Annotated in this window: 25 protein-coding genes, 1 pseudogene and 1 riboswitch; of the genes and pseudogenes, 13 read left to right on the top strand and 13 right to left on the bottom strand. The window is 68.3% G+C overall.

Annotated features, from left to right (window positions below):
• Positions 1-498: 498 nt before the first annotated feature.
• From ACK8CO_RS05755 to ACK8CO_RS05740, 4 genes are all read right to left on the bottom strand, one after another.
• Entirely contained in the window at positions 499-1,002 is a 504-nt protein-coding gene (locus tag ACK8CO_RS05755) for a cytochrome b (protein ID WP_414898479.1), read from the bottom strand.
• Positions 1,003-1,342: 340 nt separating this feature from the next.
• Positions 1,343-2,599 carry a PQQ-dependent sugar dehydrogenase gene (locus ACK8CO_RS05750; RefSeq protein ID WP_414898478.1) on the bottom strand — a complete coding sequence of 419 codons (1,257 nt, stop codon included), beginning with the start codon at positions 2,597-2,599 and terminating at the stop codon, positions 1,343-1,345.
• 310 nt (positions 2,600-2,909) lie between these two features.
• Complete coding sequence (locus ACK8CO_RS05745; RefSeq protein ID WP_414898477.1) at positions 2,910-4,250, bottom strand: amidase; 1,341 nt, start codon at positions 4,248-4,250, stop codon at positions 2,910-2,912.
• Entirely contained in the window at positions 4,247-4,720 is a 474-nt protein-coding gene (locus ACK8CO_RS05740) for a TRAP transporter large permease subunit (protein WP_414898476.1), read from the bottom strand. Before ACK8CO_RS05740 ends, ACK8CO_RS05745 begins: the two co-directional genes overlap by 4 nt.
• A 63-nt stretch (positions 4,721-4,783) precedes the next feature.
• On the opposite strand from ACK8CO_RS05740, the gene ACK8CO_RS05735 reads away from it, so the two are divergent.
• Positions 4,784-4,912, top strand: a complete 129-nt coding sequence (locus tag ACK8CO_RS05735; RefSeq protein ID WP_414898475.1) for a hypothetical protein — start codon at positions 4,784-4,786, stop codon at positions 4,910-4,912.
• Between the two features lie 15 nt (positions 4,913-4,927).
• Here the strand turns inward: ACK8CO_RS05735 and ACK8CO_RS05730 are convergent, their stop codons facing one another.
• The 3 genes from ACK8CO_RS05730 to ACK8CO_RS05720 all read right to left on the bottom strand — a co-directional run bounded on the left by ACK8CO_RS05730 (position 4,928) and on the right by ACK8CO_RS05720 (position 6,734).
• Positions 4,928-5,524, bottom strand: a complete 597-nt coding sequence (locus tag ACK8CO_RS05730) for a hypothetical protein (RefSeq protein WP_414898474.1) — start codon at positions 5,522-5,524, stop codon at positions 4,928-4,930.
• An 89-nt stretch (positions 5,525-5,613) separates the two neighbouring features.
• Complete coding sequence (locus tag ACK8CO_RS05725; RefSeq protein ID WP_414898473.1) at positions 5,614-5,754, bottom strand: hypothetical protein; 141 nt, start codon at positions 5,752-5,754, stop codon at positions 5,614-5,616.
• 413 nt (positions 5,755-6,167) lie between these two features.
• A complete protein-coding gene (locus tag ACK8CO_RS05720) occupies positions 6,168-6,734 on the bottom strand; it encodes an N-acetyltransferase family protein (protein ID WP_414898472.1) in 567 nt (188 codons plus the stop codon).
• Positions 6,735-6,903: 169 nt separating this feature from the next.
• On the opposite strand from ACK8CO_RS05720, the gene ACK8CO_RS05715 reads away from it, so the two are divergent.
• Together ACK8CO_RS05715 and ACK8CO_RS05710 are read left to right on the top strand one after the other, a co-directional pair.
• Positions 6,904-7,227, top strand: a complete 324-nt coding sequence (locus ACK8CO_RS05715) for a 2Fe-2S iron-sulfur cluster-binding protein (protein ID WP_080615377.1) — start codon at positions 6,904-6,906, stop codon at positions 7,225-7,227.
• A 115-nt stretch (positions 7,228-7,342) separates the two neighbouring features.
• Entirely contained in the window at positions 7,343-8,233 is an 891-nt protein-coding gene (locus tag ACK8CO_RS05710) for an EamA family transporter (protein WP_414898471.1), read from the top strand.
• Positions 8,234-8,401: 168 nt separating this feature from the next.
• Here the strand turns inward: ACK8CO_RS05710 and purD are convergent, their stop codons facing one another.
• On the bottom strand, positions 8,402-9,664 hold the full coding sequence (gene purD, locus ACK8CO_RS05705; RefSeq protein ID WP_414898470.1) for a phosphoribosylamine--glycine ligase: 1,263 nt from the start codon (positions 9,662-9,664) through the stop codon (positions 8,402-8,404).
• Between the two features lie 280 nt (positions 9,665-9,944).
• Between purD and ACK8CO_RS05700 the strand changes: the two genes are divergently transcribed.
• The 3 genes and pseudogenes from ACK8CO_RS05700 to ACK8CO_RS05690 all read left to right on the top strand — a co-directional run.
• The gene (locus tag ACK8CO_RS05700) at positions 9,945-10,268 is read left to right on the top strand and encodes a peptidoglycan-binding domain-containing protein (protein ID WP_414898469.1); all 324 of its coding nucleotides are present in this window, start codon (positions 9,945-9,947) and stop codon (positions 10,266-10,268) included.
• Between the two features lie 68 nt (positions 10,269-10,336).
• Complete coding sequence (gene xseA, locus ACK8CO_RS05695; RefSeq protein WP_414898468.1) at positions 10,337-11,887, top strand: exodeoxyribonuclease VII large subunit; 1,551 nt, start codon at positions 10,337-10,339, stop codon at positions 11,885-11,887.
• A 104-nt stretch (positions 11,888-11,991) separates the two neighbouring features.
• Positions 11,992-12,200: pseudogene (locus ACK8CO_RS05690) on the top strand (transposase); the annotation flags it as partial.
• On the opposite strand, the gene ACK8CO_RS05685 reads toward ACK8CO_RS05690, so the two are convergent.
• Positions 12,181-12,603 (bottom strand): hypothetical protein, encoded by a 423-nt coding sequence (locus tag ACK8CO_RS05685; protein ID WP_080615384.1) that lies wholly within the window; start codon positions 12,601-12,603, stop codon positions 12,181-12,183. The pseudogene ACK8CO_RS05690 and the gene ACK8CO_RS05685 sit on opposite strands and share 20 nt — an antisense overlap.
• 236 nt (positions 12,604-12,839) lie before the next feature.
• Here ACK8CO_RS05685 and ftsY point away from each other — a divergent pair, with 236 nt between their 5' ends.
• Complete coding sequence (ftsY, locus tag ACK8CO_RS05680) at positions 12,840-14,492, top strand: signal recognition particle-docking protein FtsY (RefSeq protein ID WP_414898467.1); 1,653 nt, start codon at positions 12,840-12,842, stop codon at positions 14,490-14,492.
• 21 nt (positions 14,493-14,513) lie between these two features.
• Here ftsY and ACK8CO_RS05675 read toward each other — a convergent pair whose 3' ends face one another.
• On the bottom strand, positions 14,514-14,978 hold the full coding sequence (locus tag ACK8CO_RS05675) for an MgtC/SapB family protein (RefSeq protein ID WP_080615388.1): 465 nt from the start codon (positions 14,976-14,978) through the stop codon (positions 14,514-14,516).
• 72 nt (positions 14,979-15,050) lie between these two features.
• Here ACK8CO_RS05675 and ACK8CO_RS05670 point away from each other — a divergent pair, with 72 nt between their 5' ends.
• Together ACK8CO_RS05670 and ACK8CO_RS05665 are read left to right on the top strand one after the other, a co-directional pair.
• Positions 15,051-15,956 (top strand): EamA family transporter, encoded by a 906-nt coding sequence (locus ACK8CO_RS05670; RefSeq protein ID WP_080615390.1) that lies wholly within the window; start codon positions 15,051-15,053, stop codon positions 15,954-15,956.
• Positions 15,957-15,961: 5 nt separating this feature from the next.
• Positions 15,962-16,573: an inner membrane-spanning protein YciB gene (locus ACK8CO_RS05665; protein WP_414898466.1), complete on the top strand. Its 612-nt coding sequence runs from the start codon at positions 15,962-15,964 to the stop codon at positions 16,571-16,573.
• Between the two features lie 72 nt (positions 16,574-16,645).
• Here the strand turns inward: ACK8CO_RS05665 and ACK8CO_RS05660 are convergent, their stop codons facing one another.
• Together ACK8CO_RS05660 and ACK8CO_RS05655 are read right to left on the bottom strand one after the other, a co-directional pair.
• A complete protein-coding gene (locus ACK8CO_RS05660; RefSeq protein ID WP_080615392.1) occupies positions 16,646-17,350 on the bottom strand; it encodes a glutathione S-transferase N-terminal domain-containing protein in 705 nt (234 codons plus the stop codon).
• A gap of 26 nt (positions 17,351-17,376) precedes the next feature.
• Complete coding sequence (locus tag ACK8CO_RS05655; RefSeq protein ID WP_080615393.1) at positions 17,377-18,321, bottom strand: alpha/beta hydrolase; 945 nt, start codon at positions 18,319-18,321, stop codon at positions 17,377-17,379.
• Positions 18,322-18,438: 117 nt separating this feature from the next.
• Positions 18,439-18,517: riboswitch (SAM riboswitch) on the top strand.
• 46 nt (positions 18,518-18,563) lie between these two features.
• Between ACK8CO_RS05655 and metZ the strand changes: the two genes are divergently transcribed.
• The 3 genes from metZ (at position 18,564) to ACK8CO_RS05640 (ending at position 22,467) form a co-directional block, all read left to right on the top strand.
• A complete protein-coding gene (gene metZ / locus ACK8CO_RS05650; protein ID WP_414898465.1) occupies positions 18,564-19,733 on the top strand; it encodes an O-succinylhomoserine sulfhydrylase in 1,170 nt (389 codons plus the stop codon).
• Between the two features lie 138 nt (positions 19,734-19,871).
• Positions 19,872-20,975: a GTP cyclohydrolase FolE2 gene (folE2, locus tag ACK8CO_RS05645; RefSeq protein WP_080615397.1), complete on the top strand. Its 1,104-nt coding sequence runs from the start codon at positions 19,872-19,874 to the stop codon at positions 20,973-20,975.
• 43 nt (positions 20,976-21,018) lie between these two features.
• Complete coding sequence (locus tag ACK8CO_RS05640) at positions 21,019-22,467, top strand: TrkH family potassium uptake protein (protein WP_080615398.1); 1,449 nt, start codon at positions 21,019-21,021, stop codon at positions 22,465-22,467.
• Between the two features lie 130 nt (positions 22,468-22,597).
• Here the strand turns inward: ACK8CO_RS05640 and ACK8CO_RS05635 are convergent, their stop codons facing one another.
• A complete protein-coding gene (locus tag ACK8CO_RS05635; RefSeq protein ID WP_414898464.1) occupies positions 22,598-24,343 on the bottom strand; it encodes a serine protease in 1,746 nt (581 codons plus the stop codon).
• A gap of 181 nt (positions 24,344-24,524) precedes the next feature.
• On the opposite strand from ACK8CO_RS05635, the gene ACK8CO_RS05630 reads away from it, so the two are divergent.
• Positions 24,525-25,469: a glycine--tRNA ligase subunit alpha gene (locus tag ACK8CO_RS05630; RefSeq protein WP_080615401.1), complete on the top strand. Its 945-nt coding sequence runs from the start codon at positions 24,525-24,527 to the stop codon at positions 25,467-25,469.
• Positions 25,470-25,478 lie beyond the last annotated feature (9 nt).

Here is a 25,478-nt window from a genome sequence, read left to right as displayed (position 1 = left end):
AGCCTCCATTCCCGGCCTCCGCTCCAACGGCGCAGGCAGGTCCGTGACCGGGGCGCTCATCGGGGAGGCTCCTCCGGTTCAGCCTGGATCGGCAGCCCTTCCAAGCCCCCCGATGGCCATCGAAAGCGATACCACGCACCCGGAGATCACCCGAAGAGGTTCGCCATGGTGCCGCCATCGGTCCCAAGACCCTGGCCGACGCCTGCTCTCGGCAAGTCGCCAGTCTCACCCGGACCAATGCCGCGACAAGGCTCGTTCCATGTGACAGACGCCGATGGGACAATGCCTGACCCGCAGAGGTCCGGGCATGTCGTCTTGGGTCTCCGGTCGTCTCGGGAAAGCCTCGGTTTTCGATCTTGAAACAGGCCTCAGCCGGTCTGGGTATCCCCTGACTGCAGACAGGCCCGGGCGGAGGGGCATGGCCCGCGGGCAGATCGGGCCGCAGGCCGCGCCTCCCGGCCGGTCAGGGAGAGGTCGGCACGGGAGGCGCGTTCCGGCTCACATCATCCGGCTCAGGATGTTGCTTCTCCACCGGAACTGGTGCAGCGCGACAGCCGCGATATGGATCGCGATCAGCGCAATCAGCAGGGTGGCGGCGGCCTCGTGGATCTCGGCCGCGTTGCCCGATTGCCGGAACCAGGCCACCGCGCCGGCCACCGGCATCGCCAGCAGCATCAGGTAGAAGGCGGCATGGCTCAGGCGTGCCAGCGTCGCAGCCCAGCCCGGTTCGGCGGCGGGCAGGGCGGGCACCCCCTCGTCGCGGCGCAGCTTGAGCCGCCAGACCATCAGGGCGAGGATCGCGAAGCCGAACAGGATATGGCCGGTGGCGGCGGGCGAATAGACCCAGTCCCCGGTTCTCATGCCGCGGCCGAAATCGCGGCCGATGGCGTCGAAGACAAGAAACTGGGCGGCGACCAGCACGACCACGGCCCAATGGACGAGTTTCTGCCGGAAGGAATAGGTTTCGGTGGCTGCGGGGGGGCTGGCTTTGGTATCGGACATTTCCGTCTCCTTGCTGGCTCGGGCGCGTTCAGGGCGCCGGGACGGAGCGCAGACTGCGCCTGCCCCGGGGTGGGGACAACGCAATTCATTGTGTGCAATCAGGGCCTTGGTTCTTCAGCTCCCGGTCAGTTTGAGGGCGTAGCATGCCCCGTTTGATCATCCGGGGGGCAGCCTGTCCGGCGATCCAGGGGCCAAGCGCAGCAGAGCGCCCGGCGCGGGCCTGGATCCGCGGGCGGTGGGCGGCTTCGGTCAGGCCCGCCGGGCCGTGACGGCCAGGATCCGCGTGCCTTCAGGGCCGGGTCAGCCGCTCTGCCTTTGCGCCCCGGCGGGAAGGGATGGCTCACATTCCGTCATACCAGATCCGGTAGAGCGCGCCCGCCAGGTCATCCGAGACCAGCAGCGAGCCGTCGTGAAGCTGGGCCACATCGACCGGACGGCCCAGATATTCGCCATTGGCGTCGATCCAGCCCTCGGCGAAGGGCTCGGTGCGGGCGCTGCCATCCCCGGCGATGCGCGTCACCATGACCCGCGCGCCGATCGGCTCGGTCCGGTTCCAGGACCCGTGCTGGGCCGAGAAGATCGCGCCGCGATACTCTTCGGGGAACATGTCGCCGGTATAGAAGGTCATGCCCAGATCGGCGGCATGGGCGACCGTCTCGACCGCGGGCATCACCACCTCATGGGGCACCTCCTCGCCCGCATAGGCATCGGTGCGTACATCGCCCCCACCATACCACGGAAAGCCGAAATGCTGGCCCATCCGGGTCTGGTGGTTGATCTCGCCCGGCGGGATGTCGTCGCCCATGCCGTCGACCTGATTGTCGGTGAACCACAGATCGCCCGTCGCCGGGTCGAAATCATGCCCGACGGAATTGCGGATGCCATGGGTATAGACCTCGCGCCCGGTGCCGTCGGTATTCATCCGGATGATGCCGCCGATCCCCAGTTCACGGTAAAGCTCAAGCTTGTCCCTTGGCGCGACATTGAAGGGCTGGCCGAGCGAGATATAGATCCTGCCATCCGGGCCGATCCTGCAGACCCGCGCGCTGTGGTTGTAGCTTTCCTCTCCGGGCGGGATCAGCGCGCCCTGCGGCACCAGGCTGAAGGCCGCCACATCGGGGCTTTCGTAGAAGAACTCGGCGGCCGGAAACAGCAGCACGCGGTTCTGCTCGGCGACATAAAGGAAGCCGTCCTTCGAGAAGCAGGGTCCGTTCGGAATGGCAAATGTCAGCGAGGGCGCGAAATCCTTCACCTCGTCGGCGACGCGGTCCTTGTTGCGGTCGGTCACCGCCCAGACCTTGTCCTTGCGGGTGCCGACGAAGGTGGCGATGCCCTGCGGTCCGACCGCCATGTGCCGTGCATCGGGCACCACGGCGTAAAGCCCTATCCGGAAGCCATCGGGCAGCGTGATCCGCTCGAGCGTGCGGCGGATCCCGTCGGCATAGGGGTCGTCCTGCTCGACATAGGTGAAATCTTTGGTACCGGTCGTGCGGAAATTACCGAGCTTTTCCAGATTGTCGGGCACATCCGTCGATTGCGCGAGGATGGGCAGCGCAAGGGCGAGCCATGCGGCCGCGCCGGTCAAGGTGGTCTTCATCTCTCCTCCCTCCAGGGCACTCTCCCCGTTTGCGGCCCGCGATCCCCCCCCGTGCTTTCCTCGTGACTCCACCTTGGGCCTGCCCGGATGCTAGCATGCGACCCGGTGGGCGGCATATCCGGCATTTGTCGGTCTCGTCATAGGAAGAGGCCCGATCGAGCGGTCTTGCGAAGGGGCAGTCGCGGCCTGACCGGGCGGCGAGGAGCAGATCGGCCGCGACCGGCGCAAGGGCAGGGCCGGTCGCCTGCCGAAGGTCGGGATGCGGCACCTCGACGGCCAGCAGGCGGTCCCTCGCTTGCAGGGCCGGGGGTCAGCCCCCGGCGGCCCAGTCGTAAAGCCATTGCGCGCTGCGCAGCAGCCGGGCATCGTCGCCGCGCGGGCCGACAAGCTGTACCCCCATCGGCAGGCCGTTCCCCGCAGTCAGGATCGGCACCGTCACCGCGGGCGTGCCGCAGAGCGTCCAGAGCCCGTTGAAGATCGGATCGCCGGTCGTGCCGATGCCCTCGGGGGCCGGGCCCGGCGCCGCAGGGCAGAGGATCGCGTCGCAGCGTGCGAAGATCTCGTCGAGCCCCGCATTCAGCAGCTTCGGCCAGTCGAGCGCGGCCAGATAGTCCCGCGCGGGCATCCTTGCGCCCCTGTCGATGGCGTCGCGGGTCTCGGCGCCAAGCAGATCGCGCCCGTCGCGGTCATAGCGGGAATAGTGATGCGCCATCTCGGCCATGTTGATCCGGGCGCGCTGCTCTGCGGCGGTCTCGAAAGCCTGCGGCAGATCGAGGGCTAAGACCTGATCGCCAAGGGCCGCCGTCAGCTCGGCGAAGGCGGCATGGGTGTCGGGATCGGCCCGCTCCCAGCCCGGCGGCCTGACGAAGGCGAAGACAGGCGCCTGCGGCGGCGCGCTGCGGGCGGTGTCCAGAAGGCGCGCCGGCGGGGCGAGGCTGGTGGCCGGGTCGGCCTCATCGAAGCCGAACAGCGCCTCGGCCAGCAGTGCCGCGCCCATCGGATCGGCGGCAAAGACCCCGACCGTGTCGAGATGGGGCGACTGCATCAAGACCCCGCGCCGCGGGATCGCCCCGAAGGTCGGCTTGAACCCGGTCACGCCGCAAAAGGCCGCGGGGCGGATGACCGAGCCGCCGGTCTGGGTGCCGATGGCCAGCGGCACCATCGCATCGGCCACCGCCGCGGCCGAGCCGCTGGACGAGCCGCCCGGCGTATGGGCAGGGTTATGCGGGTTCCGGGTCCTGCCCGGATGCAGGAAGGCCAGCTCGGTCGTCACCGTCTTGCCGAGAATGAGCGCGCCGGCCGCCCGCAGCCGCTCGACCACGAAGGCGTCGCGCGCGGGCACCCGGCCTGCATCGAGCGCGCAGCCATTCCCGGTCGGGATGCGGGCGGTGTCGATCACGTCCTTCAGCCCCACCGGCAGCCCATGAAGCGGTCCCAGCGCCCGTCCCGAGGCGCGGTGGGCATCGAGCCGCCGGGCCTGTTCGCGGGCGTGATCGGGGTCGATCCAGGTCCAGGCGCGGATCACGGGCTCATGCGCGGCGATCCGGGCCAGGCAGGCCTCGACCAGATCGAGCGCCGACAGCGCGCCGCGTGCCAGCCGGTCGCGCAGCTCGACCGCCCCCAGATCCAGTGCCGTCTCGAGATCCTTCATGCCCGCGCCCTCATCCGCAAACCAGTTCGGGCCGAAGGTAGACGATCTGCGGCAGGACGTACATCAGCACCATCGAGATCAGCACGCAGGCGAGAACCGGCATGACGCAACGGGCGATCCGGGGCAGCCGCAGCCCGGGCGTGCGCGATGTCCTTGAGGGAACAGGTCGGCATCGCCATTGGCGGGGTCAGGAAGCTCGTCTGCAGGTCCAGCGCGACGAGGATGCCGAAGAACCGCGGGTCGATCTCGAAATGCATCAGCAGCGGCAGGAAACTCGGTGCGAAGAGGATGACGATCTCGGGCCAGTCGAGCGGCCCGCCCGGGAGGACGATGACAAGCCGGGCGAGGATCGGGAACCGCATCGGCGTCAGGTTCAGGCCCTCGACGATCCGGCCGATCATTTGCCCGCCGCCGGGATAGGAGGCCACCACCGGGAAGGTGTGGCTGCCGACGAAACGCCAGCAGACCATCGCCGGGATGCGGACGCCAGATAGACGCTTTGGCGCAGCCGCCGCCAGCTGAGCGCGCGACAGATGAGGGCCAGGGCCAGCCCGCCTGCCGGGGCCGTCTCGGTTGGTGCCGCCCGCCCGAACATGATCGAGCCCGGCACCGCCGCGATCAGCATCGCCAGCGGCAGGAAGCAGGTCACGATCCTCCATTGAAGCCGCGCGACGGGCCTATCGGGGTTCCCGGCCGCGGTCGGGCGCGGCACGGCTGAGGGCTGCAGGATCGAGCGGCCGACGATATAGACGAGATAGCGCTCGACCGGCATCAGCCCGGGCAGGATCGCAGCCGTAAAGGCGCGCGATCGAGGCATTGGTGGCCGCGGCATCGACGATCAGCAGGAGCGAGGTCGAGATCAGGATGCCAGGGGACCGCCCAGGCAGAGGATGCCGCTGGCGAAGACCGGATCGCAGCGCGGCCAGCATGGCGGCCAGCCCCAGCGTGCGGAACCTGAAGCCCTGCGGATCGGCTAGGGTGCCGACCTTGTCCCTGATCCAGCCGAAGGGCTGGGCGGGCATCGGAAAGACCGGAAAGCCCATCACCTCGAGCCCCATCACGTCCTGGGGCAGCTTGCGGAACAGCTCGCCGCCGCCGCCCTCGTGGAACCTACTCGGCATCCTGCTGGCAGAGCCGCCGAAGACCGGCCCGGTGCCGAAGAGCGAGGTCACGTTGTTCTTGCCGTACCAATAGGTCCAGACCGGATGCGAGGCGTCGAGCATCCCGTCATCGACCGCATTCCTCAGCTGGAAGGCCGCAACCACGGCGCCCATGGGAACGCGTCGATCTCGAGCCGTCCGATATTTCCTCGACGCGGCCGACATAATCAGGGGGCAAATTCGTCCCCGATGTTCGATGCCTCTCAGGAGGTCTGCATCTTCAGGACGATTGGTGTCCCGGCCAGCACGGCGGGCGCGGCCAGGGTGCCGCTTTCGGCGATGCGGCAGGCCCGCGCGCTGCGTTTCAGGAACGAATGACGCTTCATGTCGGACATGTCTGTCATGGGCTTCCTTCCCGCTGCGCCCCGATATGTCGGGGGCATTGCGGGCTTCGGCCTGTGCTTTTGCGGCTTCCCTTGCCTCAGGAGCGTCCGCTGGACCAGATGTTGCAAACTGTCAAAGGAAGGGATGCCGCGTTCCCGCGCTCCCGGCCGGCCGGATGGTCGTCTCAGAGCAGGGGGCGGGGCCATTCAGCGCCGGATCGGCGGCCCGGCCCTTTCGCACGGCTTGCGGGTGATGCCGGGGGCGGCTGGTGGTGCCGGGCTGATTCCTTCCCGGCCGCCTGTCCCCGCAGACTGCCTCTGTGGCCGGGACGACAGGCCGGGCCGGGGGGGCAGCATCCGGACGACCGGGGCGCCCCGCCGGACGTCAGGAGCGGTTCGGGGGCGTCGGCGCCGCCGCTCCATCGCCGTTGCGGCTAATCGCCGGACAAGCCGTCAAATGCTGTTGTGTCGCCGGGCCCGAGCGGTTTCTGCATTTCCACGGAATCGAGCCAGCGGCCATGCTTCCAGCCGACCGACCGCAGCACGCCCGCATCTTCGAAGCCGAGCGCGCGGTGCAGCGCGATCGAGCCCCTATTCTGCGAATCCCCGATCACCGCGACCATTTGCCGGAACCCAGCCGCCTCGCAGCGCGCCAGCAAGGCCGCCAGCAGCGCCCGCCCCACGCCCTGTCCGCGAAAGGCCGCGTCGACATAGACCGAATTCTCGACCGTGCCGCGATAGGCCGGACGCGGACGGAAGGTATTGGCATAGGCATAGCCCGCGACCCGCTCTCCGGCCCGCGCCACCAGCCAGGGAAAGCCCGCTTTCGTCACCTTTTCCCAGCGCGCGCGCATCTCGGAAAGCTCGGGCGGGGCAAGCTCGAAACTGGCGGTGCCGGTCCGGACCGCCTCGGCATAGATCGCATGCACGCCGGGCAGGTCGTCCGGGCCGCAATCGTCGAGGGTCAGGTGGGCAGGAAGGGGTGCGGGCTGGGTCGTCATCGGCGTCTCCGGAACTGGACGGGGCGACAATGCCATCGCGTGGCGGGGAAGAAAATGCCTTCGGCACGCGCCGGGCGGCGGCAGGGGCCAGCGGCTCCGCTTTCGCTGGAAAAAGCGGCAAAGCTCGATTATTCCGGCCCCGACCGATAGCCGAATGCGAGGGGCAGTCATGGCGAAGATCACCTATATCGAACATAATGGCACCGAGCATGTCATCGATGTGGCCAACGGGCTGACCGTGATGGAAGGTGCCCGCGACAATGGCGTGCCCGGCATCGATGCCGATTGCGGCGGGGCCTGCGCCTGTTCGACCTGCCATGCCTATGTCCATCCCGACTGGGTCGACCGGCTTCCGCCGGTCGAGGACATGGAGGCCGACATGCTCGATTTCGCCTATGCCACCGATCCCAAACGCTCGCGCCTGACCTGTCAGATCAAGGTCACCGAGGCGCTGGACGGGCTGATCGTGCAGCTGCCCGAAAAACAGATCTGAGCAAAGCGGCTCCGACGGTCCCGGGGAAGACACCGGGCGGGGCAACGGGCTGGGTCCCGGCCGCGCGGAGCAAACGGCGCGCCGGGGAACCGGGGCGGGCGCATCGAGGACGTCCATGGATCTCTGGGTGGTCGTGACGATCGGGGCGGCGGCGGTGCAGACCGTTCGCTTCATGCTGCAGAAGCGGCTGAAGGGGCTTGGCCTCTCGACCGCCGGGGCGACGTTTTCGCGCTTCGTCTTCGCGGCGCCGCTGGCGGTTCTGGGGCTTGCCGTCCTGCTGACCCTTCGGGGCGAGGCGCTGCCCGGCATGGCGCCCGCCTTCTGGGCCCATGCCGCGACCGGCGGGCTGGCGCAGATCATTGCCACCTTCGCGACCGTGGCGCTTTTCTCGGAGCGCTCCTTCGCGGTCGGCATGGCCTTCACCAAGACCGAGGCGATCCAGGTCGCGGCCTTCTCGGCGCTGTTGCTGGGAGAGCCGGTCTCGGCGCCGGGGATGGCGGCCATCGCCGTCGGGGTGCTGGGCGTCATCGCGCTGTCGCGCCCGCCGGGGGGCTGGGGCGGCATGTCCTGGCGCGCGCTGGGGCTCGGTCTTCTGGCGGGCGGGTTCTTCGGGTTGTCGGCCATCGGCTATCGCGGTGCGACGCTGCAGGTCGACAGTGCCGACCCGCTCATGCGGGCGCTGCTGGCGCTGAGCTGCGTGACCGCGATGCAGACGCTGGCCATGGCGGCCTGGATGGCCTGGCGCGAACCCGGCGAGCTGGCCCGGGTGGCGCGGAAATGGCGGTCGGTGCTGCCGGTGGGCGCGACGGGCATGCTGGGCAGCGCGGGCTGGTTCACCGCCTTCGCGCTGCAGAACGCGGCCTATGTCCGCAGCCTCGGCCAGATCGAGCTGATCTTCTCGATCCTCGCCTCGGTGCTGGTCTTCCACGAGAAGCTGCGCGCGGCCGAGATCCTCGGCATGGCGCTTCTGCTGGCCTCGATCCTGATGCTGGTGCTGCTGATCTGAGGCCGGAGCGGGGGCGAACAGGCTGCCGGAAAAGTCCCGGCCCGGCTGGCGCGGTGCATATATCCCTCCACTCTGGCGCGATCTCGGTGAGCCGAGAGCTCTCGCCCGAGCCAGAGGTCGATCAGACCGGCCAAATCCGGTGCTTGATGGCGTTTGTCAGCCGCGCTGCTAAAGCGCCCGCCAGCCGATGTCGCGCCGGAAGACCCCCTCGGGCCAGTCGATCCGGTCGATCATCGTATAGGCCCGGTCGCGCGCCTCGGCGAGGCTTGCGCCGCGCGCGGTCACGTTCAGCACCCGGCCGCTCGCCACTGTCACCTTGCCGTTCTCGGCGCGGGTGCCGGCATGGAAGACCATCCGGAAGCTGTCGGCGGGCAGGGCGTCGAGCCCGCCGATGACCGAGCCCTTCTCATAGGCGCCTGGATAGCCCTTCGCCGCCATCACCACGGTCATGGCATGATCGTCGGCCCAGTTGACACGGGCCCCGGCCAGACGGCCCTCGGCACAGGCCAGCATCAGGTCGAGCGCCTGCCCGCCAAGCCGCATCATCAGCACCTGGGCCTCGGGATCGCCGAAACGGACATTGTATTCGACCAGCCGGGGCTGGCCGTCCCTGATCATCAGCCCGGCATAGAGGACGCCCTTGTAGGGGGTGCCGCGCCGGGCCATCTCGGCCACGGTCGGCCGGACGATTTCTTCCATCGCCTTCGCGCAGACCGCCTCGGTCATCACCGGCGCCGGGGAATAGGCGCCCATGCCGCCGGTGTTGGGGCCGGTATCGCCCTCGCCCACGCGCTTGTGGTCCTGGGCGGTGCCGATGGCCAGCACGTCGGTGCCGTCGCAAAGGACGAAGAACGAGGCTTCCTCGCCCTCCATGAATTCCTCGATCACCACCTCGGCTCCCGCGCCCCCGAAGGCGCCGCCGAACATGTCGTCGATGGCGGCCTCGGCCTCGGCCAGGGTCATGGCGACGATCACGCCTTTGCCGGCCGCCAGCCCGTCGGCCTTGACCACGATCGGCGCGCCGGTCTCGCGGATATGGGCCTTCGCGGCCGCGGCATCGGTGAAATGGCCATAGCTTGCGGTGGGGGCATTGCAGGCATCGCAGATCGCCTTGGTGAAGCTTTTCGAGCTTTCCAGCGCCGAGGCCGCTTGGCTAGGCCCGAAGCAGAGGATGCCCGCGGCCTCCAGCCGGTCGGCCACGCCCGCGGCCAGCGGCGCCTCAGGGCCGATCACCACGAAATCGACGGCGTTTTCTTCGGCGAAGGCCGCGACCGCGCCGCCATCCTCGATATCGAGCGTCGCGCATTCGGCGATCGCCGCGATCCCGGCATTGCCCGGCGCCACGATCAGCCGGTCGCATTTCGGGTTCTGCAGGATCGCCCAGGCCAGCGCATGTTCCCGCCCGCCGCCGCCGAGAATGAGGATGTTCATCTGCCGCCTTTCGCCAAGCTCTCGTCCGGCGCCTTGTAGGCTGCGCGGCGGTCCCGGGCAAGCAGCCCTCACACACCCCGAAAGCGACCGCGAAAACGCCTTGCTTTGTTCGCAACGATGCCCCGCCGACAGGCGATACCCGAAAGGTAAACGCTCCATTAACCGGTTTCGCCGAAAGGCACGTCCCGTCCGACCGATCCCCGATGGCCCCACCACGTTCCAGGGCCGACCGATCCGCAACCCCCGCTCCATCCGCAACCGCCACTCCAGAGGTGCCCCGATGAACCGCCCCGCCATCGCCTTCGCCCCGACCGCCATCCCCGGTGCATTGCTGGCCGCGCCCTACCGCGCCGACCTGCTCGAGACCGGCTTTCAGCGGCTCCGCCCCGACGAGCGGCGGGCGGTACAGGCCGAGCTTTGCGAGGTCGGGCTTTACGCGGCGCGGATCGACGGCGCCTTCGGCCCGGCGACCGAGGCGGCGCTGGTGCAGGGCGCCGATTATCTGGTCTGGAGCACCCGGGGCGCGATGCGGGTCGATCTGGCAAGCCCCCGGGGCGTTGCAGTCTATCTGCGCGAGCTGGCGCAGGTCCGTATCGCGCATTGAGCCGCCCTTCGGTCGGGCGCGACGCGGAGGCAGTTGAACGCCGCCCGATTTCCGGGCACCAAGGGGCCATGTCCGACCTGATCGATGATACCGGCCCCGGCGGCCCCAATTCCCCCGAATTCACCGTCTCGGAAATCTCCGGTGCGGTGAAGCGCACCGTCGAGGGCGCCTTCTCGCATGTCCGCGTGCGCGGCGAGGTCGGGCGGGTCAGCCTGCCGCGCTCGGGGCATATCTATCTCGATCTGAAGGATGACCGGAACGTTCTGGCCTCGGTGATCTGGAAGGGCACCGCCCAGCGGCTGGCGACCCGGCCCGAGGAGGGCATGGAGGTCATCGCCACCGGGCGGCTGACCACGTTCGGCGGCCAGTCGCGCTATCAGATGGTGATCGAGGATATCGCGCCCGCGGGCGTCGGCGCGCTGATGGCGATGCTGGAAAAGCGCAAGGCGGCACTGGCGGCCGAGGGGCTGTTCGCGGCCGAACGCAAGCGCGCGCTGCCCTATCTGCCGCGGGTGATCGGGGTCGTGACCTCGCCCTCGGGCGCGGTGATCCGCGATATCCTGCACCGGCTCGGCGACCGCTTCCCGCGCCATGTGCTGATCTGGCCCGTCGCGGTTCAGGGCGCGGCCTGCGCGTCCGAGGTGGCCCGCGCCATCCAGGGCTTCAATGCGTTGCCCGAGGGCGGCGCGATCCCGCGGCCCGATCTGCTGATCGTGGCCCGTGGCGGCGGCAGCCTCGAGGATCTCTGGGGCTTCAACGAGGAAATCGTGGTGCGCGCCGCGGCCTCATCGCAAATTCCGCTGATCTCGGCGGTGGGCCATGAGACCGATACCACGCTGATCGATTATGCCGCCGACCGGCGTGCGCCCACGCCCACGGCGGCGGCCGAGATGGCGGTGCCTGTGCGGCTCGATCTGATTGCCGCGCTTGACGGGCTGGAGGCGCGCCGCTCGGCGGCGCTCGGGCGGCTTCTGATGCAACGGCGCCAGCGGCTGGCCGATCTGGCGCGCGCGCTGCCCCGGCCCGAGACGCTTCTGAATTTCGCGGCCCAGCGGCTCGACCGTGCTGCCGACCGTCTGCCTGCGGCGCTGTCGGCCCGGGTCTCGCGCGAGCGGTTAAGGTTGTCCGAGGCGGGGGCCGCGCTGCGGCCGGCCAGTCTGAGGCGCAGGCTGACCGAGGACCGCCGCCGCGCCGATGAGCGCGCGGCCCGGATCGTGCCCGCACTGGCGCGGCTTGGGCGGCTGCGGGCGTCAGAGCTGGACAAGACCGCGCGCCGGGTCCGGCCCGAGCTGTTGCAGCGCCGCGTCGAGACCGGCCGCGAGGCGCTGAGCCGGCTCGAGGCGCGGCTCCGCGCGACGCTGGGCGCCGGGCTCGACCGGCACCGCGCGCGGCTCGAGGCGCTCGAGCGGATGCGGGCGGGGCTCAGCTATGAGGAAACGCTCCGGCGCGGCTTTGCGGTGGTGCGGACGGGCGGAAAGGTGATCACGAGCCGGGCCGTGGCCGAACAGGCAGGCGCGCTCGAGATCGAGTTCCGGGACGGGCGTCTTGCCATCGGCGGCCGGCCGCCGCGCCGCAGCCGCAAGAGCGACGAGCCGCCCGAACAGGGCTCTCTGCTCTGATCTGCGGCCGTCCGGCCCTCCGGCGCGCGGTCTGGGCTCTGACCCCATAAACGGAATTCCCTGATCGGCCTGTCAGTGCTTCGCTTCCGAAAGCGGAGGTGAGCATGGCACGTTTCGATCTGACCGGCTTCGGATTGGAGGTGATCCGGCCCCTTTTCCCGCACAAGCCGCGCGGGGTGGCGCGGGTTGATGACCGGAGGGGGTGAACGGCATCTTCCGGGTGGTCAGGGCCGGCTCGCCCTTGCGGAACCTGCTAGGGCGCGACGGTTCACGCACCACCCTCTGCAACCGTTTCAGACGCCGACGCGCGGGCCAGAGCAGATCAGCGGTTCGCGGCTTTGCTTGACCTCGATCAGTTCGGTCTGCTCCGGGTCGTTCTCGAACCGCGCCATCAGCCCGCGACCGGATTCGAAGAAGCTCCAGCATTGCGGATCTTCCGGGTCGCGGTCATAGCGAAAGCAGATCTGCCCGGCCGCCTCGAACCAGACGCCTTCGGCGCAGTCGCCATCGAGGAAGGTCCAGATGACGCGGCGGCCGCTGAGATACTGTTCGGCGCCGTAGGCGCGGCCCCCGGAGGCATAGAACAGCGTCTTGCCCGTGGCATAGCTGTCGAAGGCGGCCCCAGACATCGGCTCGGCGGCCTCGGCTGCGGTCAGCCCGGCCGCCAGGGCGGGCAGGGCGGCGGCGAGAAGAAGGGCGGTCGGTGCGCGGCGCATGGTGATCCTCCGGTCTGTCCTTGTCCTCACTTTGCCAGAGCCGGTCCCGGTTCGCCAGCGCCGCCGCGCGGGGGCGGCTGCGTCGGCGGGCAGGGGCATCGGCAGGGTGCGTCGGGGGGAACCATGGCGTCGGCGGGCGCCTGCGGCGAAGATGGCGCCGGGCGCGCCCCCTTCCATATCGGGGCGTTTCCGCATAGGTCAGGACAGGGTCTCACAGGGGAGGCGCAGGAGACGATATGGCGTTTTTCAGCAAGCTCAGACAGCGGCTCGGCAAGTCGTCCTCGAAGATCGAGCAGGGTCTGGAAGAGATCGTGCGCGATGGCGGGCGCGAAGAGGAGGCGGCATCCGCCGCCATCGGTCCCGACGAGACCGCTTCGGCCCCGGTCCCTCCCGCCGCTCCCGAACCCGCTCCCGAACCCGCTCCCGAACCCGCTCCCGCGCCAACTCCCGCGGCCGATGACAGGCCGGAGCCGGTGGCGCCGCGCGAAGAAGACCCTCCGAGCCCGCTGGTTTCGGGCGCTGCCGAAGCGGCGCCCCATGTCCCTGCGCCCGGATCCGGGGAACCGCAACTTGACCCTAGGTCGCAACCTGAACCCGCGCCTGAACCGGGCCCTGCCCCAGATCCTGCCCCGGAGCCGGTGCCAGAGCCTGCGCCCGAGGAGCCGGCGCCGACGCCCGAGCCCGTTCCGGTTCCGGACCCCGAGCCGCAACCGGCTCCGACTCCGGTGCCTGTGCCCGATCCCGAGCCGCTGAACATCCCGCCGGGCCCCTCCGAGCACCCGCCCGAGCCGCCGCAGGAAGCGCCCGGCTGGCCCGATGAGGTTCCGCCTTCGATGCCCGAGGAGATCCCGGCGGACATTCCGGCCGAGCTGCCCTCGGATCTGCCCCCCGCGGCTCCGGACGAAATTCGGCAGGATATGACCGGCCCCGGAGACGGGGGCGGCGAAGAGGCCGCGGCGGATGCGCCGCGCCGGGGGTTTTTCGGTCGCGTGTTCGGGCGCTCCGACGAGACGGCCCCGGAGCGGAAGACGTCCGGGCAGAAGAAGACGGTGATCCGGCGCGAGCTTGACGATGCGATGCTGGAAAGCCTCGAAGAGCTGCTGATCTCGGCCGATATGGGGGTCGATACCGCGATGCGGGTCACCGCCAACATGGCCGAGGGGCGGTTCGGCAAGCGGCTGTCGGTCGATGAGATCAAGGCGCTGCTGGCCGAGGAAATCGGTCGGATCATGGAGCCCGTCGCGCGGCCGATGCCGCTTTATCCGAAGAAACCGCAGGTGGTGCTGGTGGTCGGCGTCAACGGCTCGGGCAAGACCACCACCATCGGCAAGCTCGCCAGCCAGTTCCGCGACGCGGGCAAGTCGGTGATCGTGGCCGCGGGCGATACCTTCCGCGCCGCCGCCGTCGAACAGCTTCAGGTCTGGGGCGAACGCGCAGGCGTGCCGGTGATGACCGCGCCGCCGGGCGCCGATCCGGCCAGCCTCGCCTTCGACGCCATGGCCCGGGCCGAGGCCGAGGGCACCGACCTTCTGATGATCGACACCGCCGGGCGGTTGCAGAACCGGCAGGACCTGATGCAGGAGCTTGCCAAGATCGTGCGGGTGATCCGCAAGCGCGACGAGACCGCGCCGCATAACACGCTGCTGGTGCTGGATGCGACCACCGGCCAGAATGCGCTGAGCCAGGTCGAGATCTTCCGGAAGCTTGCCGATGTCTCGGGGCTGGTGATGACCAAGCTCGACGGCACCGCCAAGGGGGGCGTGCTGGTGGCGCTGGCCGACCGCTTCGGCCTGCCGATCCATGCCATCGGTCTGGGCGAGCAGATCGACGATCTGGCGCCTTTCGAGCCCGAGGATTTCGCCAACGCGCTGGCCGGGCTCGATGACTGAGGCCGCGCCGGGCGGAGCGCGCTATTCGAGCAGCCGGACGACCCCCAGCACGATCAGGGCGACCAGCGTCGCAAGTCCCGCCAGCGGCAGGGCCCCGGTGCCGCAGGCCAGCCCGATGGCGCCCGCCAGCCACATGCCGGCGCCGGTGGTCAGCCCCCGGACGCCGCCGCGATTGGTGATGATCGCCCCGGCGGCCAGGAAGGCCACGCCCGCCGTCACCGCTTCGATCAGCCGCAACGGGTCGATCCGGAGCGTGACATCGCCCGCGCTGGCCGCGTCGATCATCCGCAGCGCGATCAGCGTGAACAGGCAGGCGGCCAGCGCGATCAGCATATGGGTGCGCAGCCCGGCGGGCTTGCCGCGCCGCTCGCGCTCGAAGCCGATCAGACCGCCAAGCGTCATCGCGGCGACCAGCCGAAGTATCGCGACCTCCGTCGGCATTCCGCCGAACGGCTCGGAAAACTCGGCTGCGAGATTGTCCAGCATCTGCCTTCCTCCTGATCCTTCCCTATGGGCAGATAGCCCGCCCGGGGGGGCAGGGCGAGGGATCGGACGACGATGACCGACTGGATCGCCTCGGTCGAGGGGACCTCCGCCGGGCATGATCTGGCGCTGGTTCTGGCGCTGTCGGCGGCGGTGCTGCATGCGGTCTTCGGCGCGCTGCAGAAGGGACGGCACGATCCCTGGCTGTCGCGCGGCGCGATCGACTTCTCCTACGGTGTCATGGCCGCGCCGGTGGCGCTGTTCGTGGTGCCCTGGCCCGAGCCGCATATGTGGCCGATCTTCGCGGGCGTCTTCGCGATCCATCTGGGCTACAAGCTCGCCCAGGGCTACACCTATACCAAGGGCGCCTACACGGTCGTCTATCCGGTGGTGCGGGGCACCGGGCCGCTGTTCACGGTGATCGGGGCCTGGGCGCTGTTCGGCGAGGTCTTCCGGCCGATGCAATGGTTCGGCATCGCGGTGCTTCTGGCCGGGATCTACGGGCTTGCGGTCTACAACCTGCGGCACTGGGCGACGGATCGCGAGACGCTGAAACCCGCGCTTGCCTTCGCGGTGCTGACCGGCGGCTTCGTCGCAGCCTATACCACCTTCGATGCCTATGGCATCAGGGCGACGGCGGATCCCTTCACCTTCCTGGCCTGGTTCTTCTTCATCGACGGGCTGAGCACGATGCCCTGGCTGGCGCTGATGCGCTGGCGGCAGATGGCCGGGCGCCCGGCGCCGGGGCCGCTGATGCTGCGGGGCTTTGCGGGCGGGCTCGTGGCCTTCCTGAGCTTCGGCGCGGTGATGATGGCAACCCGGCTCGACAAGGTGGGCGAGGCGGCGGTGCTGCGCGAGACCTCGACCGTATTTGCGGCCTTGATCGGCTGGCTGGTCCTGGGCGAGAAGGTGGGGCCGCGGCGGCTGGCGCTGATGGCGCTGATCGCGGCCGGGGCGGTGATTGTCGAGATGGGAGGCTGAGGCCGATGGCCGAAAAGCGCAAGATCAATCCGGGGCTGAAACTGGCGCTGGAACTGGGGCCGATCGTGGCCTTTTTCGTCGCCTATCTGCGGCTACGCGACCGGACCTTCACCATCGCCGGCACCGAATACGAGGGCTTCATACTGGCGACGGCGGGGTTCATTCCGCTTCTCTTGATCTCGACGGCGATCCTCTGGGCGCTGACCAGGCATGTCTCGAAGATGCAGATCGCGACGGCGGTGCTGGTCGTTGTGTTCGGCGGGCTGACGGTCTGGCTGAACGACGAGCGCTTCTTCAAGATGAAGCCGACCGCGATCTATGCGCTGTTCGCCGCGGTCCTCGGCTTCGGGCTTCTGCGCGGGAAATCCTACCTGCAATATGTGCTGGAGGAGGCAGTGCCTCTGGAACGGGCGGGCTGGATGATCCTGACCCGGAGGCTGATGCTGTTCTTCGTCGGGCTCGCGGTCCTGAACGAGGCGATCTGGCGCACGATGTCGACCGATGCCTGGGTCAATTTCAAGACCTTCGGGCTGACCGTCGCGATCTTCGGCTTCTTCATGGCACAGGGGCGGCTCTTCAAGCGCTATGGCCTCGAGGAGAAAGGGCGCGAGGGCTGAGCGGGACGAAAAATCTTCGACGAAGATTTTTCGCCCGGCCCCGGCCTGCCCCCGGGCGCTGGCTCGTCGGGCCTAACTCCGCCGGAACAGCATGGCCTGCGCCTTGCGGTCGGTGCTGAGATCGGCCTTCTTCTCGGCCGCCAGCGCCCGGCCCCGCTGCACCCCGGGACGGGTGCCCACGTTTTCCAGCCAACGCGCCATATGCGGCTTGTCATCGAGGTTCTGTTCCTGTCCTTCCCAGTTCGAGGCCCAGGGCCAGATCGCCATATCGGCAATCGAGAAGAAATCGCCCGCCACGAACTCCGCTTGCGCCAGCTGCCGGTCGAGTACCCCGTAAAGCCGCGCGACCTCGGCCCGGTAGCGGTCCTTGGCATAGGGCAGGTCCTGCGGCGGCTCGAGGCTCGGCGCGTATTTCAGGAAGTGATGGGCCTGGCCCGCCATCGGGCCGAGCCCGCCCATCTGCCACATCAGCCACTGGTCGACCGCGATGCGTTCGCGCTCGGTCCGACCGCAGAAGCGCCCGGTCTTGCGGGCCAGATATTGCAGGATTGCGCCCGATTCGAAGATCGAGACCGGCGCACCATCCGGTCCGTCGGGGTCGATGATGGCGGGCATCCGGTTGTTCGGCGCGATCTTCAGGAAGTCGGGTTTGAACTGGTCGCCCGCGCCGATATCGACCAGGGTCAGCCGATAGGGCAGCTCCATTTCCTCGAGCGCGATGGAAATCTTCCAGCCATTCGGCGTGGGCCAGTAGTAAAGCTCGATCTCGGATGTCATTCGCGTCTCCCGTTCCGTTTCGCGGCTCAGGATGGGGCGTTTCCGGCGAAGGGCAAGGGCAGTGCGACCCGGGGCAGCGCAAGAAGGCGTGACCAGCGCGCGGCCCGGGCCTCGGGAAGGCGGGCGCGGAGCAGATCGTAGGGCAGGGCGCCCCGGATCAGCGCCGCGTAAAGCTCCAGCATGCCGGGCCGGGCATAGGGGCTCCAGTGGCAGACCCGCCGCTCGGGCGGCGCGACCGGATGGCCCAGCCGGGCCAGCGCCGCCAGCGTCGCCGCATCGTCGATGCGCAGATCGGTCCAGTTCGGCTCTGTGCGGCCGAGCCCGCGCCCGAGCGTCGGCCCGTCGCCCCGCCGCGCCACGAAGCGTTCGAGCAGCCAGTCGTAAAGGTCGTTCTCGCCGCTGGTGACATTCAGTACCCGCGCCTGCCGCCCCGCGGCCGAGCCCAGCGCCGATCGCGCCGCCGGGGCGAATTCGGCCGGGGCCATCAGCACCGCATGACCGATCGCACCCTCGGCAAGACCCGACATCGCCGACAGCGCGACCCGCGCGCCCAGCGAATGGGCGAGAAGATCGACACGGCGCCCGGGGGCGCGCTCCCGCACCGCCTCGATCAGCCGGGCCAGCGCCAGACCCGCCCGGGGCGCCTCCTCATAGGCCCGCCAGACATTGTGCCCCGCCTCCCAGCCGAAGGCGATGCAGAGCCCCTCGGCCCGGCCTTGCCCGGTAAAGCCAAGCGCCCTCGGCCAGGACACCGCCTTCCAGCAGCGATCCTCGGGGGCGAGCGCCAGGATATGCCGGTGCGGGCTTTGCGCCGGATCGCTGAGGCTGAACTTGAGACCGTGGATGAGGACCGCGACCGGGGCGCGGGGCGCCAGCCCCGCCAGCGCGCGGTCGAGCAGCGGACCAAGCCGTGCCGTCCCGCCCTGGGGTTCGGGCCGTTCTCCGGTGGCGTTGACCTGGATCAGGGGCATCCCGTCCGCTCCGAAAGTTCCGTGCGGCCAACCGATACGAAAACTCTGAAACAGCCCCGTGAAGCCGCTGTTAAAGCTGCATGACGACGCTTGACGCCCTGCCGGAGAGGGCATACCCAATGCTCTCGTGGCGATTTGTTCACCGGATTGCGGGCCACGTTAAACAAACCGCTAAAGAGGTCGGAGCTTGCCCCCGGCGTCTGTGACGGTGGGGGTTTTTTGTTTTGCGCAGGAGGTGCGCCATGGAACGGGACTGGACGAAACGCACGCGGGCGGTTCATGAAGGGGCGCGCCGCAGCCAGTATGCAGAGCTGTCCGAGGCGCTCTTCCTGACCCAGGGTTTCGACTATCCCAGCGCCGAAGCCGCCGAGGCCCGGTTCGAGAAGGCCGGGCGCGACGAATTCATCTATGCCCGCTATGGCAATCCGACGGTCGCGATCTTCGAGGACCGGCTGGCGATGATCGAGGGCGCCGAGGATGCCTTTGCCTGTGCCTCGGGCATGGCGGCGGTCAATGGTGCACTGATGGCGCTTCTGAAGGCGGGCGACCGGGTGGTTGCGGCACGGGCGCTGTTCGGCTCCTGCCTCTACATCCTCGAGGAGGTTCTCGGCCGCTACGGCGTCGAGGTGGTGCTGGTCGACGGCACCGATCTGGAGGCCTGGCGCGCGGCGGTGACGCCCGGGACCGCCGCGGTCTTCTTCGAGATGATCTCGAATCCGGTGCTCGAGGTGGTCGACCTGCCCGCCGTGGCCGCGATTGCCCATGCCGCGGGTGCCAGGGTGATCGTGGACAACGTCTTCGCGACGCCGGTCTTCTCGCGGGCCTTCGAGCAGGGCGCCGATCTGGTGGTCTATTCCGCGACCAAGCATATCGACGGGCAGGGCCGCTGTCTGGGCGGCGCCATCCTCGGGCCGCGCGAGGTGATCCGCGGGCCGGTGCAGACCTACATGAAGCATTCCGGCGGGGCGATCAGCCCGTTCAATGCCTGGGTCATGCTCAAGGGGCTTGAAACGCTCGATCTGAGGGTGCGCGCCCAGGCCGCCGGGGCGCGGCTGATCGCCGAAGAACTCGAGAATGATCCGCGCTTTGCCCGGGTGATCTATCCGGGGCTTGCCAGCCATCCGGGGCATGCGCTTTTCCCCGAGGGCGGCACACTTCTCGCGCTGGATCTCGCGGCCGGCAAGGAGGCCGCCTTCCGGTTTCTGAACGAGCTCGAGATCTGGCGCCTGTCGAACAATCTCGGCGATGCGAAAAGCATCATCACCCATCCGGCGACCACGACGCATCAAAGCCTGAGCGACGAGACCAAGGCCGCGCTGGGCATCGGGCCCGGTCTTCTGCGACTGAGTGTCGGGCTGGAAGACCCGGCCGATCTGCTGGCCGATCTGCGCGCGGCGCTGGACCGGATCTGAGCGCGACGCCCCCTGCCGGAGCCGTCTTCGGCGGGGCCGGTCCGGAGAATCGGTCGTAAAATCTGGGTCATCGTCATGGACTTTCCGCGCTTTGCGCCCATTTTGGAGGCATGGCGAGGTCGAGAAGGGAACACCCCGATGAATGTTTTCAGCCGCGACATCGACCGCGAACCGACTCGCGCAGAGGCGGAGCGTGCCCTGGCGCTGTTGCGCGACTGGGCCGGAGCGGCTTCCGAGAGCGAGATCGAGACCCTCGATCCGGCCCTGTCGGCGCTTTGCCCGGGGCGGCCGGTGCCCGAGTATCCGTCCCTGAGCCGGACCTATCCGGACCGGTTCGAGGCCGACGCGGCCTATAAGGCAAGCCTGCCCGATCTGCAGAACGGTCCGGCCAGCCTGATCCGCGGCGCGCGCCGTCAGATCCAGCATGTCGGGATTTCCAACTTCCGCCTGCCGATCCGGTTCCATACCCGCGACAACGGCGATCTGACGCTGGAAACCTCGGTCACCGGCACCGTCAGTCTGGAGGCCGAGAAGAAGGGCATCAACATGTCCCGGATCATGCGCAGCTTCTATGCCCATGCCGAGCGGACCTTCAGCTTTCAGGTGATCGAAGCCGCGCTGGCCAGCTACAAGGCCGATCTCGACAGCTTCGACGCGCGGATCATGATGCGTTTCTCGTTCCCGGTGAAGGTGCGGTCGCTGCGCTCCGGACTTGACGGATTCCAATATTACGACTTCGCGCTGGAATTGGTGGAATCCGCCGGTGTGACCAGACAGATCATGCATCTCGACTATGTCTACAGCTCGACCTGCCCCTGCTCGCTTGAACTTTCCGAACATGCGCGGCGCGAGCGCGGTCAGCTGGCCACGCCGCATTCGCAGCGCTCGGTGGCACGGATCTCGGTCGCGCTCGAACCCGGCGGCGACTGTCTCTGGTTCGAGGACCTGATCGATCTTTGCCGCCAGGCGGTGCCGACCGAGACCCAGGTGATGGTCAAGCGCGAGGACGAACAGGCCTTCGCCGAGCTCAATGCGGCCAATCCGATCTTCGTCGAGGATGCCGCCCGGCTGTTTGCCGAGGCGCTGCTGACCGAGCCGCGGATCGGCGATTTTCGCGTGATCGCCAGCCATCAGGAGAGCCTGCACAGCCATGATGCCGTCAGCGTCCTGACCGAAGGCGAGACCTTCGCGGCCGACAGTCTCGACCCCAAGCTGTTCTCGACGCTGGTCCACGGCCGCTGAGGCTGCTTGACAGGTCGAGGTCCTGCGGCCAAGCCTGCGCCCCATGCTCGACCTGCGTCCCGTTGGATATGTGATCGGCCTCCTGGTGGCTGTACTCGGCGCCACCATGCTGTTTCCGATGGCGCTCGACCTCTGGGACGGCAACCCGAACTGGAGCGCGTTTCTGGAGTCGGCGCTCCTGACCGGTCTGACCGGCGGGCTGGTGGCGCTGTCCTGTGCCAGCGGGTCGGATGGCGGGCTGTCGATCCGCCAGACCTTCCTGCTGACCTCGGCGGTCTGGCTCGCGCTGCCGCTTTTCGCGGGCATCCCCTTCGTGCTGGGCCTGCCCGAGGCGCGTCCGGTCGATGCCTTCTTCGAAGCGATGTCGGGGCTGACCACGACCGGGGCCACCGTCTTTACCGGGCTTGATGCGCTGCCCCGCGGCACGCTGCTATGGCGCTCGATGCTGCAATGGTTCGGCGGCATCGGCATCATCGTCGTCGCGATGGTGTTCCTGCCGGAACTCAAGGTCGGCGGCATGCAGATCTTCCGCTCGGAGGCATTCGAGACCGGTGGCAAGGTCTTGCCCCGCGCGGTCGAGATCGCGGCGCAGATCTCAGGGATCTACCTGTTCCTGACGGTGGCCTGCATGCTGTGCTTCGTCGTCGTCGGCATGCCGCTCTTCGATGCGCTCAACCACGCGCTGAGCACGGTGTCGACCGGCGGCTTCTCGACCCATGACGCGTCCTTCTCGCTTTATCAGGGCGTGCCGGAATATGTGGCCGCGGTCTTCATGGTGCTCGCGAGCCTGCCTTTCGTGCGCTATGTGCAGCTTCTGGCCGGTCAGGTGCGGCCGATCCTGCGCGACAGCCAGATCTGGACCTATCTCGGCGTGATTACGGCCTTCGTGCTGGTCATTGCGGCGTTCCGGGTGCTCGCCAACGGCGATCATTACGAGCATGCGTTCCGCGAGGGGGTGTTCAATGTTACTTCGATCATCTCGGGTACGGGCTTTTCCAGTACCGATTATCAGCTCTGGGGCGCGCTGCCGGTGATCCTGTTCTTTTTCATCGGGCTGATCGGAGGCTGTGCGGGATCGACCGCCTGTTCGATCAAGATTTTCCGCTATCAGCTTCTGTTCTCGGCGATCCGGGTCCAGATCAAGTCGATCCACGCGCCGCACGGGATGTTCCAGCCGCGCTATGACGGGCGGCGGGTCGAGGAGGACGTGCTGTCCTCGGTCATGTCCTTCTTCGTCTATTTCGTGGTGGCGCTCGGGGTCGTCTCGGTGCTGCTGGGTGCGACCGGGCTCGATGCGACGACGGCGCTGTCGGGCGCGGCCACGACGCTGGGCAATATCGGGCCGGGGCTCGGCGACAAGATCGGGCCTTCGGGCAATTTCGCGGGGCTGAACGATATCGCCAAATGGATCCTGTCGATGGCGATGTTTGTCGGCCGGCTCGAACTGATGGTGGTCTTCGCGATCTTCACCGTGCAGTTCTGGCGGGCCTGAAACTGCGGGGCTGAACCGGCGGGAATGAGCGGGCCCGAGTGAGCGCGTCTGGACTGGTCTGGAGGTGGCAGGTTTTAACGGGGCGGGTTTGAAAGGGGGGCGGACCTAAATCCGCCCCCGCCCGCAGGGGTCAGTTCCAGCAGGAGACAGGAACGGTCATGTCGGCCGCACGGCGCGACAGTTCGGCAGGCGGCAGGGCGCCTGTTGCCGAAGAGCTGCGGGGTGCGATCCCGTTGGCCGTGAGGAAGGCCCCGACCGCCGAGGCATCGGCCGCATAGCGCACCTGCTCGGGCAGTTGCCGGGCGCCGTCGGGAGTGGCCAGCAGCATGCCGATGACTGCGCCCGAGGCGTCGAGCACCGGGCCTCCGGTATCGCCGGGCAGCGCGTCGAGTTCGAGGCGGTCGACATTCTCTTCGCCCGAAAGCCCCTTGAGATCGGCCAGCACGCCATAGGTCAGCACCGGAAGATCCAGCACCTCGCCATAGGAAAAGCCCGCGACCGCGATATCGCTTCGAAGCCGCGGCACGCCCGGTGCGAATTCGGCGAAGCCGATCGGCGCCAGCGTCCGGCCGGGCCGGAGCAGTGCCAGCCCCTGAGCGGCATCGGTCGCGGCCAGCGTCATCTCGAGCTCGGGGCCGATGGTGATGCGGCGGCAGGCCTCAAGGCCGTTGGTCGTGGTCAGGACCGCGCCCCTGGCATCGACGAAGAAGCCCGAATGGGTCGCCTCGGGTTTGCGCAGCTCCAGCCCCGAGAGCATGTCGGCGCGCTGCTCATCCGTGGCCTCCCCCAGCGTCTCGTCAAGCGCCACATTCGGCACCGAATCGAGGCTGTCCTTCATCATCGCCACCGCGCGCTGCATCAGCTTGGTGTCCGCAGACGGGGGCCAGATCAACGAGAAGCCCTTGACCATGCCTCCGGTCAGCTCGGCATGGGTGTAGGATTGCAGCCGGTCGTTCTTTCCGGTCAGCGTGAAGCTTCGCGACGAGCGTTCGCGCGGGCCTTCCAGCGGCACGATTTCCAGCGTCTGCATGACGTCGTAAAGGCCGAACAGGGTCGACTGGTCGCCGCGCTCGCTGATCAGAAGCGCCGTGACCCCGCTGTCGCCGCGGCTGGCATAATGAACGAAGGGCGGTTCGTAGCGGTCGAACTTCACAAGGCCCATCGGCATCTCGATCCGGATCCCAGCCTCGGGCTCGTCGACAGGGGTCATGCCCAGGCGCGCGATCTGTGCCTTGTAACCGTCGACCAGTTCGGCCCGCTGTTGCGAGGTCAGGACGCCGGTCGGCTCGTAGCGCTGCGCCGATTGCCAGTCGGCCATGGCGCGGCGGGTACCCGGGCCGAAGGCCGCGTCGATGGTCGAGCTGTAGACCCCTTCCCATTTCAGCGCGGTCTGGATCTCCAGCCGGGCCGTCCTGTCAAGCCGGGCCTCGGACTGGCGGGCCTCGAACGGGGTCTCGTCGGGCAGCGCGGCGGGCCCGGGGTCGGCCGGAGCCGCCGTTGCCGGGGCTGCCACGGTCGCGGACGGGGCCGCGCTGTCGGAGGCCGGGTCCTGCATCCGGGCGCCGGCCGGCCAGACCCGCCGTTCATAACTCGTGCCATCGGCGATGAAGGTGTCCGCGGGAACAAGGCCTGCGGCCTTGTAGCGGGCAAGCTCGGCTTCGGCCTCGGTGGTGGAATAGGGGCCGACGGCAATCGAATACCAGCCGGAACTCAGTCGGTAGGCGCCCACGTCCTTGAGGGTGGCCGCATAGGCGCGGGCACGCTCTTCGGTCTCGCGCAGCGTCGGATGGGCCTCGACCTGCACCCAGGCGCGGTCCTGCGCGGCGGCAGGTATCGCCGCCAAGAGCACGAAGGCGATCGTTGCTAGAAATCTCATCAGTCTTGTAAACCTTGTCGTCCAGTCCGTTTTCGCCGGTGCGGCGAATCTGTCGCGACCCTAGCAGGAACGTCGTTTAATGCACGTCAACAAGACCCTTTCGTGTCGGGTTGATTGACCCTGTTGCATCGCTTGCCTATTGAGGCCCGGTCATCCACCGGGACAGGGGATTCAAGGCGCCATGAGCGACGGCAAACCGCGCAGTTTCCAAGAGATCATCCTCAGGCTCCAGACCTACTGGGCGTCGAAGGGCTGTGCGATCCTGCAGCCTTACGACATGGAAGTGGGCGCGGGCACCTTTCATCCGGCGACCACGCTGCGCTCGCTGGGCTCCCGGCCCTGGGCTGCGGCCTATGTCCAGCCCTCGCGGCGGCCGACCGACGGGCGCTATGGCGAGAACCCCAACCGGATGCAGCATTACTACCAGTATCAGGTGCTGATCAAACCCAGCCCGCCCGACCTGCAGGAGCTGTATCTGGGCTCGCTGGCCGCCATCGGCATCGACTTCGACTATCACGACATCCGCTTTGTCGAGGATGACTGGGAAAGTCCGACTCTGGGCGCCTGGGGGCTGGGCTGGGAGGTCTGGTGCGACGGCATGGAAGTCAGCCAGTTCACCTATTTCCAGCAGGTCGGCGGCCATGACTGCCATCCGGTTTCGGGCGAGCTGACCTACGGGCTGGAGCGGCTGGCGATGTATGTGCTGGGCATCGATCATGTGATGGACATGCCATTCAACGATCCCGATGCGCCGATCGCACTGAAATACGGCGATGTGTTCCGCCAGACCGAGGAGGAATACAGCCGCTGGAACTTCGACGTGGCCGACACCGACAAGCTTCTGCAGTTCTTCGAGGCGGCCGAGGCCGAATGCGCCCGCATCCTCGATCAGCCGGCCGACGACCCGCGCAGCGGCAAGCGCATCGTCATGGTCCATCCGGCCTATGACCAGTGCATCAAGGCCAGCCATTTCTTCAACCTTCTGGACGCGCGCGGCGTGATCTCGGTCACCGAGCGCCAGGCCTATATCGGGCGGGTGCGGGCGCTGGCCAAGCGCTGTGCCGATGCCTTCGTCGAAACGAAAGCCGGCGGCTGGACGGGCGATGCGCCCGAGGCCGCGAATTAGGGACGTCCC

The sequence above is a fragment of the Rhodovulum sp. HP10 genome, from assembly GCF_047553435.1.
GTDB lineage: Bacteria > Pseudomonadota > Alphaproteobacteria > Rhodobacterales > Rhodobacteraceae > Rhodovulum.
Note: the sequence above shows the minus strand (reverse complement) of the source record. Positions and strands in the feature narration are given on the sequence as shown.